This is a genomic window from Desulfitobacterium elongatum, assembly GCF_055378975.1.
On the sequence record NZ_AP038772.1, the window covers coordinates 478037 to 491082 of the forward strand.

The 13046-nt window shown below is 47.4% G+C and carries 10 protein-coding genes; all 10 read left to right on the plus strand.

Features of this window, described 5'->3' with window-relative positions:
* Nucleotides 1–13 precede the first annotated feature (13 nt).
* Nucleotides 14–1369 (plus strand): nucleotide sugar dehydrogenase, encoded by a 1356-nt coding sequence (locus tag ACZ42W_RS02135; protein ID WP_464168092.1) that lies wholly within the window; start codon nt 14–16, stop codon nt 1367–1369.
* 89 nt (nt 1370–1458) lie between these two features.
* Nucleotides 1459–2499: a Gfo/Idh/MocA family protein gene (locus tag ACZ42W_RS02140; protein ID WP_464168094.1), complete on the plus strand. Its 1041-nt coding sequence runs from the start codon at nt 1459–1461 to the stop codon at nt 2497–2499.
* A gap of 10 nt (nt 2500–2509) precedes the next feature.
* The gene (locus ACZ42W_RS02145; RefSeq protein WP_464168095.1) at nt 2510–3424 is read left to right on the plus strand and encodes a DapH/DapD/GlmU-related protein; all 915 of its coding nucleotides are present in this window, start codon (nt 2510–2512) and stop codon (nt 3422–3424) included.
* A gap of 586 nt (nt 3425–4010) precedes the next feature.
* Nucleotides 4011–5111, plus strand: coding sequence for a DegT/DnrJ/EryC1/StrS family aminotransferase (locus ACZ42W_RS02150; protein ID WP_464168097.1), 1101 nt, complete (start codon nt 4011–4013; stop codon nt 5109–5111).
* 16 nt (nt 5112–5127) lie between these two features.
* Nucleotides 5128–6639 carry an O-antigen ligase family protein gene (locus ACZ42W_RS02155; RefSeq protein WP_464168098.1) on the plus strand — a complete coding sequence of 504 codons (1512 nt, stop codon included), beginning with the start codon at nt 5128–5130 and terminating at the stop codon, nt 6637–6639.
* A gap of 47 nt (nt 6640–6686) precedes the next feature.
* Nucleotides 6687–7904, plus strand: coding sequence for a glycosyltransferase (locus ACZ42W_RS02160; protein WP_464168100.1), 1218 nt, complete (start codon nt 6687–6689; stop codon nt 7902–7904).
* A 28-nt stretch (nt 7905–7932) separates the two neighbouring features.
* The gene (locus ACZ42W_RS02165) at nt 7933–9228 is read left to right on the plus strand and encodes a flippase (RefSeq protein WP_464168102.1); all 1296 of its coding nucleotides are present in this window, start codon (nt 7933–7935) and stop codon (nt 9226–9228) included.
* Between the two features lie 292 nt (nt 9229–9520).
* Entirely contained in the window at nt 9521–10969 is a 1449-nt protein-coding gene (locus ACZ42W_RS02170) for an O-antigen ligase family protein (protein WP_464168104.1), read from the plus strand.
* A gap of 1 nt (nt 10970) precedes the next feature.
* Nucleotides 10971–12038, plus strand: a complete 1068-nt coding sequence (locus tag ACZ42W_RS02175) for a glycosyltransferase (protein ID WP_464168106.1) — start codon at nt 10971–10973, stop codon at nt 12036–12038.
* Nucleotides 12039–12054: 16 nt separating this feature from the next.
* Nucleotides 12055–13044: a D-glucuronyl C5-epimerase family protein gene (locus tag ACZ42W_RS02180; protein WP_464168108.1), complete on the plus strand. Its 990-nt coding sequence runs from the start codon at nt 12055–12057 to the stop codon at nt 13042–13044.
* Nucleotides 13045–13046: the final 2 nt, after the last annotated feature.

Sequence of the window (13046 nt, forward strand, 5' to 3'; positions counted from 1 at the left end):
GGGGAAAAATTCCATGTTGCGTATGAAAGAAGTAATTACCAGCGAAGATGTTCTCGCTAAGACTCTAAAAGAAAAGATTTTGGCTCATTCTGCAACCGTCGGTGTGATCGGACTCGGTTATGTGGGTCTCCCCTTAGCGGTAGAGAAGGGAAAAGTTGGGTTTAAGGTTATTGGTTTTGATATTAACGCTGCGCGTGTCGGACGTGTCAACGCCGGAGATAACTATATCGGAGATGTCAAGAATGAAGAGCTCCAAGAGCTTACGCAAAAGGGAACCCTAACAGCCACGACAGACTTTGATCGCCTTCCAGAGTGCGATGTCGTCGTTATCTGCGTACCAACACCCCTGACCGTCACTCGTGACCCAGATATCTCCTATATCGAATCCTCCACTGAGCAGATTGCAAAGTACCTAAGACCTGGTCAACTTGTTACTTTGGAAAGTACAACCTATCCGGGAACTACGGAGGAAGTTATCCTTCCGTTACTTGAGAAAAAGGGACTTAAAGTAGGTAAGGACTTCTTCTTGGCCTTCTCACCAGAGCGTGTTGATCCAGGGAATAAACGTTTCAGCACCCACAACACCTCAAAGGTAGTCGGAGGAATGACTCCAGTTTGTCTCGAAGTGGCATATACTTTCTATGCCCAAACGATTGTTAACGTTGTACCAGTTTCCTCTCCGGCAGCTGCAGAGTTGACGAAGGTTTTTGAGAATACCTATCGTGCCGTAAACATTGCCCTCGTTAATGAACTCATGCTTCTTTGTGACCGCATGGGTATCGATATCTGGGAAGTCGTAGAAGCTGCTGGAACCAAACCGTTTGGTATCCAAACCTTCTGGCCAGGTCCTGGCGTCGGCGGACACTGCATCCCGATTGACCCCTTCTATCTCACATGGAAAGCACGTGAGTATGATTTCCATACTCGCTTCATTGAGCTTGCTGGGGAAATCAATGTTGAAGTTTCTTATCATGTTATTAATAAAATCATCCGAGCTCTCAACGATGAGAACAAGAGCTTAAAGGATGCTAAGATTTTCGTACTCGGAGTTGCTTATAAGAAAGACATCGACGATGTCCGCGAATCTCCAGCACTTAAGATTATGGAGCTTCTCCGTAAGAACGGAGCTGATATCTCCTATCACGATCCGTATATCTCAGTTATCGAGCCCCATGGTGGCAGCACGATTCATTTAGAGAGTACAGAACTCACGGATGAGACCTTAGCCGCCGCTGATTGCATCTTGATCCTCACGGATCATAGTGCGGTTGATTATCAACGCGTTGTTGATCATGCGACTCTTGTCGTCGATACCCGGAATGCGACCAAAGACGTTGAGCACAACCGTGAGAAGATCATTAAAATCTGATCAAAAACTAAAAAAAGATATTTTAGGGGAATCGATTAGATTCCCCTTTGAACGATGTAAGACTATGGATAAATATGGAGAGTGAAAAAATGGAAAAGAAAATGAGATTTGCAGTCATTGGATGTGGGCGAATTGCTCCAAAACATGCAGAATCCATCGTCGCCCTTGAAGAAGCAGAACTCGTTGCAGTATGCGATATAGTTCCTGAAAAAGCTCAGGCGTTTGCGGATAAATATGGTGCAAAACCCTATACCTCTTATGAAGAAATGCTTGCCAACGAAGATCTCGATGTCGTGACGATTGCGACAGAATCGAATTTGCATGCTCCGATCGGAATCGCTGCCGCGAAAGCCGGCAAACATGTCATGGTGGAAAAGCCAATGGCTATGACTCTAGAAAGTGCGGACGAACTCATACGTACCTGTAAGGAAGCCGGAGTTAAGCTGGCCGTCATCCACCAAAATCGTTTCAACAAATCTGTGAAGCTCATGCACAAAGCGCTAGAAGAAGGCCGTTTTGGCAATCTCACTCATGGACAAGCAACCGTCCGCTGGAATCGCGACGATAATTATTACGCCCAAGCTCCTTGGCGGGGAACGAAACTCCAAGACGGCGGCGTACTTATGAACCAGTCTATCCATAATATCGACCTCTTACAGTGGACTTTCGGACCTGTCGAGTCTGTTTTTGGATATACACGCACAGCAATGCGCAAAATTGAGATGGAAGACATCGGAACAGCCGTCATTAAATTCAAAAGTGGAGCTCTCGGCATCATCGAGGCCGCATCCACGATCTACCCCAAAAACATCGAAGAAACTCTGAATGTCTTTGGAGAAACCGGTTCTGTTATCATCGGTGGCATCGCCGTCAACCGAATCGAGAACTGGGAGTTTCCTGCTAGCGAAGAAGAGAAGAAACAAATCTTTGCCAGTCAGGAAAATGATCCCCCGGACGTCTATGGATTTGGGCATCGCGAAGTTATCAGCGACATGATCGAAGCTATTCGTCAGGACAGAAGCCCTGCCATCCCAGGAGAAGAAGGACGTAAAGCCCTTGAAATAATTTTGGCTATTTATAAGTGCCAGGAGACCAAGCAGCCTGTTGTGTTCCCACTCGTGGAGAAATGAGGACAAGCTAATGACGACTGAAAATGCACATACTATAATAGCCCCTACAGCGACCGTTCCATCAAGTGTAACCCTTGCACCTTTCTGCGTAATCGGCGAGAACGTCACCCTTGGCGAAAACGTTACACTAGGCGTAGGCTGCGTCCTCGAAGAAGGCGCAACAATTGGAGCAGGTTCGACCCTCGGACATCACGTAACGATCTCCGCAGGAGCTTCTCTCGGCGAAGAATGCCAACTTTCTGCTCATGCGAGCATAGGCACCGGAGCTAAAATCGGGAACCGCACTCGCATTGGCGAACACACCTCCGTCTATCTCCAAGCAGAACTTGGAGAGGATGGATTCATCGGAAGCAGCTCATCAATCGGACGTTTCCCCAAAGCTGCCGCGACCAGTACAGTCAAAGCCCAAGCAGACCTACCCCCACTGAAGATGGGGAATGGCTTTACCATAGGTTGTTCAGTCGTTCTTTACGCAGGAACATCTTATGGGGAGAAAGTCTTTCTCGGAGACGGTGCCTTAGTTCGCGAACGCTGCGCGATTGGACAGAATGTCGTCATCGGAAGCGGTGCAGCTGTCGAAAACGACACCCGAATCGGCGCCTTCACCAAGATCCAGACCGGATCCTATATAACAGCTTACATGGAAATCGAAGAGCGCGTCTTCATCGCCCCTATGGTTACCACCACAAATGATAACTACATGGGTCGCACAGAAAAACGCTTCAAGTCCATCAAAGGAGCAACCATCGGCAGAGGAGCCCGAGTCGGAGGAGCATCGATTCTCCTCCCCGGCGTCAAAGTAGCCCCCGAAACCTTCGTTGCAGCCGGCGCCTTAGTCACTAAGGACACTACCGAAAAACGCGTCGTCAAAGGCTTCCCCGCGAAGGACTTACGGGCGGTTCCTGAAGAAGAGCTTTTGCCATAAACAATTGCTTTGTGGGTTGTAGGCCCGTGCAAGTCGAGTTGCGTTACAGATGCTCGGAAATACGCTCGCAGACCGAACTATGGGCGAAACTGCTTGGTGAAAGCTGCGGGGTTCCCGCCTAAAATCGCTCCTGCTCAATAGGCGGCGTCCACGTCCATGTGGCCGCCCCGCTATCTGGGGTGCAGTTTAGCCCAAGTTCGGTAGCTGCTCGCGAAGAAACCTCGCGTACTGTAATCGTAACTCACTTTGCAGGAAGGCTTGCAAGTAGTGACTTAAGAGACTAACCCAAGCTATAACCTTGAGGAATCACCCAAGAATTTTACTCTGCGAGAGAGAACGACTTCTAAGCGAGCGGTAATCAAACTTCGCGAAGAGTACGCAGCGGAGACGGGTTGGAAACATGGACGTTTCCAACCGGCTAATAAGGCATGGATGCCGATTCAGCCGGGGACCCGTCGAAGCGGAGGACTCGAGCGAATAGTTTGATCCGCGCAGCTTAATGAGTGAACGGTGCAGAGTAAAATTCTGGAGAACCCACTGATGATAGAGCCTCAGTAAATCTCAGCTAAGGAAAGGAAGACGCCCGATGACCATCCCACTCTTAGACCTGAAAGCCCAATACCTAACGATAAAACCCGAAATCGACACAGCGATCCTTAACGTCCTCGACTCCTCCAAATTCATTCTCGGACCCGAAATGAAGGCTCTCGAAGCAGAAATCGCCGCCTACTGCGGTGTTAAAGAAGCCATCGCCGTAGGTAACGGCACCGATGCGCTTGTTCTCGCCTTGAAAGGACTTGGAGTTGGCCCTGGAGATGAAGTTATCACCTCGCCTTTTACCTTCTTCGCCTCCGCAGAGACCATCGCTTCCGTCGGCGCAACCCCTGTCTTCGTGGACGTCGATCCCGTCACCTTGAATATGGACTTAAACAAACTTGAAGATAGAATTACCCCTCGCACCAAGGCCATTATCCCCGTCCATATCTTTGGACAGATGGTGGATATGGATCGCCTCATGGAGATTGCTGCTCGTCACGACCTCAAAGTTATCGAAGACTCCGCCCAGGCCATTGGCGCAGAGTATCGTGGGAAAAAAGCGGCTTCGATCGGGCATGCAGGAACCTTTAGTTTCTTCCCAACGAAGAACTTAGGTGCTTACGGGGATGCCGGGATGATTGTCACAGATGACGAGCACCTCGCAGCTCATCTGCGGATGCTTCGCTTCCACGGCTGTAAGACAAAGTATTATCATGATGAAATCGGCTTCAATAGCCGGATGGATGAGATGCAAGCGGCGATTCTTCGCGTTAAATTTAAATATATTGACCAATGGAATGAAGCACGCCGTGAAAAAGGAAATGTCTATAATGAGCTCCTCGCGAAACTGCCCATCACTCTTCCAGGGGTTGACCCGAATGGAACTCCAGTCTATCACCTCTATGTTTTCCGCACAGAAAAACGGGATCAGATTATGGAAGCCTTGAAAAATGCGGGGATTGCGACTGCGATTTATTATCCTGTACCGCTTCATCTCCAACGCGCCTTCAGTGACCTTGGCTATAAAGAGGGAGACTTCCCAGTAGCAGAGAAGGCCTGCCAAGAGGCGATGGCGATACCTTGCTATCCAGAGCTTACCCTTGAACAACAAAAAGAAATTGCTTCCGTAATCCAAGCGGCCCTGAGCTAGGGGGAGAGGTTAAGGTATGTCTTTTTTGAAAGAGAAGAAGTCTAGGGTAAATGGAGTGTTTGCACTCTTCATCCTAGGAAATGTCGCATTAAGTCCGAATCTCATTTTTTTGAATCTATACGCCCTTGTAATGGGTCTCCTGATCATCAATCGTATCCACTGGGAGACACCCTCAGAGCTTCTTTATCACTTTGTTCTTCTGTTTTCAGTGATGGACTTTGCTTTTAACCTTCCCATCATGGGACGGTTCAACATCTATTACCTTCATATCGCCTTGTTCATCCTGACACTCAGTATGTTTATCTCGTTTATTAGAAAACGCCCTTCGTTGAGTATTAAGCGGCTTGCCTCGAATCGTTATTTGCTTTTCCTTTCGATTTTTATCGCCTATATGGTTGTATCCCTTGCTTGGGCGGAAAGCCGTAGTGCTGGAATCAAATACATCATTAACTATGCGATCATGATTTGTTTCATGATTGCGGTGTACACGTTTAACCCGAATCGAGAAAAGGTGAAAGAAACCCTGAAAGTTCTCCTTTACACCTCGATACCTATCCTTTTCATTGGCTTGCTTGAAGTGGCGAAGCTTCGCATGCCGATCAAAAATGTCTATCTTGACAACGGGTGGTATGTCAAAGGGGTAGAGTACCTAAAGACGATCCCAACTGTATTTTTCTATAACCCCAATAACTATGCAGTGTTTCTCGTGATGCTCATGTCGTTTATTGTTCCCTTCGTCGTCTATAACCGCAACAAAGGTAAGAATATTCTTTTCTGGGTAATGCAATTTCTGGCGCTCATGAACTTGATTTTCTCCACCTCGAGAACCGGATACATCGTGATGCTTATGACGATGGTTGGATTCATTTTCCTCTTCCTTGTGATGAAGGAGTGGAAAAAGTTTCGTAAGGCTCTCGTCATTGGGTTATCGACCATTATCCTGTTTCAAACCTTGTCCTTTGTTCCCGATTTAGGTGTTTATTACGGAAAGTTCAATGACACCCCGCTTTTGAGCCGCCTAGGCTTTCATAGCAGGGTCCCCAAGAACTTACCCCTCGCCCAATTTGGAGAGGAAGGTTCTGCTAACGATCGCTGGACGATGATGGTTAACATTACGAAAGGAATCACGCTAGAAGGTCATCCTCAGGGATTTGGGGTCAATAATACCGGACTCTTTCTGAAAAAACAGGGTAATACACACGGGTTGGTGAATCCCCATAGTCTATGGTTTGAGGTTCTCGGAGACTTTGGAATAGGGATTTTCCTCTATTTTATCTTCATCTATCTCAATATGCTCTGGGATTTGCTCAGAATTTATATCGAGACTCGCAAAAAAGCGGCCTATGGTTTGACCTCATATCTAACCGTGAGCCTAATTGCTGCGTTGGGTGGTTTTATCTTGACAGCCTTTGCGCCGAGCACGGTGATCAGCTTTCCTCAGATGTGGCTACTCTATGGTCTAGCAGTTTCTGTTATTCTTCGTCGTAAGGTATTTCTCGAAGGAGAGTCAGAAGAACCCTTAGAGTGACGATAATGAGTACTTAAATCTAAGTATATAAAGTTAGGTGGGTCTAGGTGCGAATCTTAATCTTAGCGGGATGGTATCCGAATAATAATAACCCCATGAAGGGGATCTTCATCCGAGAACAGGCCAGAGCCTTAGCAGCTGCTGGCCTCTCGGTCGCTGTTTTCTATCCCTTTGATGAGGAAATCGCATCCAAGCAAGTGGAAGTGAGCCAGGAACAGGGCTTTACAGTCTTTCGGGCGAACACCTATGGGCAAGGCAATCGATATCTTGCGAGGTTTCTAAGCTATCACACGGCTCAGAAAAAGCTTCAGGAAGTTGTCGGGAAATTTCACCCAGAGCTTATCCATGTTCATGTCGGGTATCCCGCGGGAATCATTGCCTATCTTTTCACGCGATCCCACCGAATTCCTTATGTGATTACAGAACACATGTCTTACCTCAAGGACTATGTTGAGAAGTGGCAGCACCGAATTCTACTTCGCCCAGCTTTTGAGCAGGCGGCGCGAGTGCTCCCCGTAAGCTCATCACTCGCTGAGCAGATAAAGGGTTTCGGGTGGGAGGTTAAACTTCAACCGGTACCGAATGTGGTAGATACCGATCGATTCAAGTGTGGGAACTCAAGTTCAGGTGCAGATTCAGACTTATTGTTAAATTCAAGTCGGACACTGGATTTAGGTTCCAGCGCGATTAACGATCAGATCAACCTTCTATTCGTCGGGAATATGGAAGAGACCCAAGTCAAAGGACTGCAATTTCTTCTCCCTGCCTTTGCCAAAGTGCTAGCTGAGTTTAAAGGTAAATCACCTCAGAACTCTTCAGGGAGAAAGTTACACCTGCATTGTGTCGGGGATGGACCTAAACGTGCAGACTATGAAAAGCTAGCAGGAGATTTGGGAGTCAAGGAGTCTTGCACCTTTTATGGGCGAGTGAGTCCAGACCACATGCCGGAATTTTATCAACGAGCAGATCTACTCGTCGTTTCTTCTCTCAAGGAAACCTTCGGCTGCGTCCTCATCGAAGCCATGGCAAGCGGGAAACCCGTCGTTGCCACAGCCTGTGGAGGCCCAAAAGACATCCTACAACCTGAGGTTGGGGTCTTAGTAGAACCCGGCAGCACGGAGGAGCTTGTCCAAGGGATTAAACAAGTCATCTCTACTCTGGAAAGTTATAACCCTGAAGTCATCCGTCACTACGCGGAAGATAAGTATAGTCCCCAAGCAATAGCTAAAACTTTATCGGCTATCTATGAAGAGATTCTAGCCTAATGAACACTTGAAAGGGAGAATAAAGCGAATGGGTTTTACAAAATCAGTAACGATCACGTTCTTAAGCAACTTGCTTTTGTTCTTTCTCTCAATTATCAATACGACGGTTCTTTCCCGAGTACTGGGTCCTGAGGGAAAAGGAGTCGTTGATGTCGCGAATAACTTTTTGAGCTTTGGTACCTTGATTCTGGGTATGGGGTTTGCAGCCTCTAATGTCTATTTCTTAGGAAAAAGAAAAGATGCTCAAAATGAGATTATAGGAAATAATATTCTTGTCTCCCTCTTAGGGGTCTTAGCGTTACTGCCTTTTTACTTCTTGCATCAGAAATATCAGTTTAAGTTTTTAGAGGGTGTCACAAATCTGCAGATGATTGCAGTCTTGTTGACGATACCTTTGGTTAATTTCAAATCGGCAATGATCAATATTCTGCTTGGAATGCAGGATATTGTAGAATACAATCGAATAAATGTTATTGATAAGATCCTCAGCATAGCACTCTTGGTGGTCTTTCTATTAATAGTAGTGAGCCCGACAGCAGCCATTCTATCCTTGCTCGTTGGAACCGTTGCGATATGCATCTGGCAAGTCTATCTCCTCATCCTTAAGCCTCGCCGAACTCCTCGATTGGATAAAGGCCTGATGAAGGATATGTTTGGATATGGAGTAAAGGCTCAGATTGGAAATATTATTCAGCGCTTAAACTATCGGCTCGACGTCTTTATTCTCAATTATTACTTACCTCTTGATCAGGTGGGGATCTACGGAATCGCCGTAGTCTTAGGGGAAACCCTCTGGGGAGTGTCTGGAAGTATTGCGACTGTTGTTTTTCCAGTCGTATCTTCCTCTACAGATAAAAAGTCACTCGTGATTTTCACCAATCAAGTCACACGCGTGAGCTTAACCCTAATTATCTGCTTCTCCGTGGGTCTAGCGCTGGTCAGCAAGCCCTTAATTATCCTCTGGTTCGGTCAGGCCTTCGCACAGGCAAATGGGGCCTTGTTGTGGCTATTGCCTGGGATTGCAATTTTCTCCGTATCCAATATCCTGGCCAACTTCTTAGCCGGTGTGGGCTTACTCTCAAAAAATATCTACTCCTCCATCATTTCCGGAATCGTCACAGTGGTGTTAGATATTCTCCTGATTCCCAGGATCGGCATCAATGGAGCCTCCATCGCCACAAGTCTTTCCTATATGGTCTTTACCCTCATGACGATTATCTTCTACACGCGTTATACCCAAGCCCGCTGGGTCGACCTCATCTTCATTAAGAGCTCAGACGTAGAGATGATTAAAGCCTATATCCTGAAAAGGTTTAAAAAGTAAAAGATTCCCTAAGCCGGAATAATATTATCTTAGATAAGAATTCTGAAGAAAACTTGAAAGAATACCCAAGGATTTTGTTTTACACAAGGGAACGCCTTCTAAGTGAGCAGGTAACCGATCTTCGAGAAAAGTACGCAGCGTAGACGGATTGGAAACATGGACGTTTCCAACCGGCCACGAGGCAGGAGCCGATTTGGCCACGAAAGCCTCCGGTGGAGGGTTTCGCCCGAAGCCGCACGCTCAAGAGATAGCTTAACGGCTGAAGGTGAACCACTCGTAGCGGAGAACTCGAGTGACTAGTTTGGTCCGCGCAGCTTACCGAGTGACCAGTGTAAAGCAAAATCCTGGAGATGCTAACCTAAGAAACAACCTGGAAAATCTACGTATAACCGCGAAGGAGGAAAAGGCATTGCTCTGGATCACACTGGTCATAACCCTACTGGCCGTTGCATGGGGATGGAAAAATCCGCGTCTTCTCTTACCTCTTTTGATCCTTGCCTTACCTCTTGAGATTTCTCGGGAGTGGTTTCCGCACCTGGGAGTTCTGGATAAGCTGGGCGAGTTTGTCGGAGTGATTTATTTTGGTCGGATCTTGACGCTCGCCGTTCTCGCCTATTTCCTCTGGTCCTTGATCAGGACAAGGAATAATGGGTTATATGAGATGAAAACTTGGGACTGTCTCCTCGATACCCTACGTTCTCCGTTATTCTTAGCCCTTAGTGCGTATATACTCTGGGGAGCAATCTCCGTGCTTTGGTCAGTGGATCCAACGAAGTCCCTGGTCGGTGTCGCCCGGTTGGTCTTGCTTTGGCTCTTGGGAGTCGCTGTGGTCGACCTTGTGCGAAGGCAGGATGGATACTTCATCGTACCGTTATCCTTTGCGGCAGTGTCCTCCGGACTTGCCCTAATCGGAGTTTATGAGGTGCTTAGTCACAACTACATCTTCCTTTCCGAAATCTACGAACTTTCAGGTCGAGCCAATGCAACGTTTGTTGATGCGAATATCTATGCACGGTTTTTAATGATTGGAATTCTCGCGACCGTAATCTTGATGCTCGGGGCTCCCTGGAGTGGTCGGCTTGTCGGAAGCGTCGCTCTTCTTATCCAAGGAATTGCTCTTGTGGGAACGGGGTCACGAACGGCGTGGCTTGCCATGCTCGTCGTTTTCTTCGCTCTCGCGGTTTTGATCCCCCGAAAGCCTGTGATAGTTTCAATCCTTGGTGGAGTGATCCTAGCGGGTATCGGGATTTTCATGAATCCAGAGTATTTACAACGGATACTAGAAATCAAGCAGAATTTCGGAGCAGCTCTAACTCAGCGCCAATACCTAATTACCTCAGGAATTGCAATGTTTAAGGAGAATCCTGTTCTCGGGGTCGGGTTATCCGGCTTCCAGCAGGTTATGTTGACTCGCTTCACAGATCTGATTCAGAATGATGTAAGCCTTTCGCATACCGCTTTGGTTACGACCGCCGCGGAATTGGGAACAATAGGATTAGGAATATGGGGAGCCTTTCTGGCACTACTGTATTCTCGGTTACCTCGAGTGTTACGATCTCAGCGCTTTGCATATCGGCACTCGATCTACCAACCAAAGTCTTACCAAGTGATCTTTGGAGTACTCGCAGTAACCGCGATTTTTATCAGCTCGCAAGGGGAAGGCCGATTTTTTGAAGATCCTTATCTTTGGATCTTAATTGGATATCTTACAGCGATTCGTGATGTGGAGGAGGTGAGCTAAAGTGCGCGTATGCTTTCTTGGGGATGCGGGAAGTATCCACCTGCAACGTTGGGTTCAATATTTTGTAGAAGCTGGATATCAGGTGGAGGTCATCTCGTTTCGTCCCTGTACGATTAAGGGAGCAAAGGTACATCTCTTAGCTCGAGGCCAAAGCGGGCGCATCGCCTATATTATGGCTCTGAGCAAAATCCGCCGACTCCTCGAAGAGATTCAACCAGATATTCTTCACGCTCACTATGCGACGAGCTTTGGACTTCTGGCATTGGTCAGCGGCTTTAGCCCCTTGGTCGTTTCCGCTTGGGGTTCGGATGTCCTCGTTGCTCCCCAAGAGTCATCTTTTCTCCGTGTCATCGTGAGTCAAGTTCTCAAACATGCAGATGCGCTCACCTCAGACTCTGAGTATATGTCACAGCGGATGCGTGAGCTACTCAAGGGTCAGGAAAAAATCCTCAAGACCGTGACGATGGGGGTATCACGAGACTGGTTTGAACAGCTTCCAAGTGTCGATAAAAAGATGCATCAGATCTTAAGCCTAAGGGGTCATCAAAGTATTTATAATATCGACATCGTCATTCAAGCGATGGCTGAGGTCGTTCAGAGTATACCAGAAGCTCGGCTTATCATCGCAGGGGAAGGTCCCGAGACTCAGAATCTCCGTACCCTCGCTCAGTCCTTAAAGCTTGAGAAGAACATCCAGTTCGTTGGACAATTACCGCATGCTGCTGTCCAAAGCTATCTGAATGAATCAGCAGTTTCCGTAAGTGTTCCTTCCTCGGATGCCACAGCAGTTTCTCTGCTTGAGACCATGGCCTGCGGATCGTTTCCGGTCGTCTCCGAATTACCGGCGAACCGGGAATGGATCGATCAGGAAGTGAACGGACTATTAGTTCCTTCGAAAGATGCTGGGGCTTTAGCGAAAGCGTTGATTCGAGCGCTCGAGGACTCAGATTTGCGTACTCAAGCGCAGGAGATCAACCGTCAGCGTGTCAAGGAAAAGGCCATCTGGGAAGAGAACATGCGCGAGATGGAAGAACTCTATCAAGCTCTGATAACGCAAGGGAAAAAGTGAGGGTGTCGATAAGGCAATGAATATTTTTCAGATGATCAAGGCCTATGGTGGGATGGTACTCGGGAAAACGGATTACTGGCACCCTGATATGAATGTGAATCTCGAACTTAATCCAGATGTACTCCGCAAATACCCTGTCGATATGTCCGCCAAAGCAGAGTATGCAGGGGAATTCGATGCCGAAGGGATTCCGCTGGTTGAAATGGATGGGCACCTCTCCTACTTACCTGTCACCATTTCTCAATATGCTTTGGGTAACTATGATGAATATATCAACAAGAAGCAACCGGTTAATTGGGAGCGTTTCCTTCGTTCAGCAGACTGGCTTGTTACGAACTTAGTCGAGTTTAAAACAGCGGGCTGGGGCTGGGTGAACGATCATGATAAAGGTATCTATAATCTAAAAAAGCCATGGCTCTCCGCGCTCTCACAAGGACAGGCACTTTCCGTACTTGCTAGAGCCTATCAGGAAACTCAGAAGGACGTGTATCTAGAGTCCGGGAAAAAGGCACTCGGAGTATTTTTTCGCCCCTCGGCTGAAGGCGGTATTCTCGCTCAGTGGAATGGGCTCGATTACTACGAAGAATACCCCTCCGAGCCCCCCTCTTTTGTCCTCAATGGATTTATCTTCTCACTCTGGGGGCTCTGGGATTTTTATCTCGTTAGCCAAAGTGCCGAGGCCAAAGAACGCTATGAGACAGGGCTACTTACCCTCAAAGAGTGTCTAGCCAAGTATAATATTTCCTCTCTTAATTGGTCTAGATATGACCTTTATCCCTTTGCAGTGGCAGATATCGCGAGTATCTTTTACCATAAGCTTCATATCCAGCAGCTTAAGGCAATGGCCTTACTCACAAGAGATTCACGCTTTACCCATCAGGCCGAGAGTTGGGAAAAAGCTCGAAGAAGTAGCCTCCGTTATTGGCTTGCGACCGCTTACAAAATCCGGCATAAACTCTCGATTCGAAAACAAAGCAGTTATGTCCCGAGTGTAAAGAAAGGGTAGTT

Excerpts from the sequence above, each read along its gene's own strand:
- ACZ42W_RS02135 (WP_464168092.1), top strand. The coding sequence starts at position 14 with ATGTTGCGTATGAAAGAAGTAATTACCAGCGAAGATGTTCTCGCTAAG.
- ACZ42W_RS02140 (WP_464168094.1), top strand. The coding sequence starts at position 1,459 with ATGGAAAAGAAAATGAGATTTGCAGTCATTGGATGTGGGCGAATTGCT.
- ACZ42W_RS02145 (WP_464168095.1), top strand. The coding sequence starts at position 2,510 with ATGACGACTGAAAATGCACATACTATAATAGCCCCTACAGCGACCGTT.
- ACZ42W_RS02150 (WP_464168097.1), top strand. The coding sequence starts at position 4,011 with ATGACCATCCCACTCTTAGACCTGAAAGCCCAATACCTAACGATAAAA.
- ACZ42W_RS02155 (WP_464168098.1), top strand. The coding sequence starts at position 5,128 with ATGTCTTTTTTGAAAGAGAAGAAGTCTAGGGTAAATGGAGTGTTTGCA.
- ACZ42W_RS02165 (WP_464168102.1), top strand. The coding sequence starts at position 7,933 with ATGGGTTTTACAAAATCAGTAACGATCACGTTCTTAAGCAACTTGCTT.
- ACZ42W_RS02180 (WP_464168108.1), top strand. The coding sequence starts at position 12,055 with ATGAATATTTTTCAGATGATCAAGGCCTATGGTGGGATGGTACTCGGG.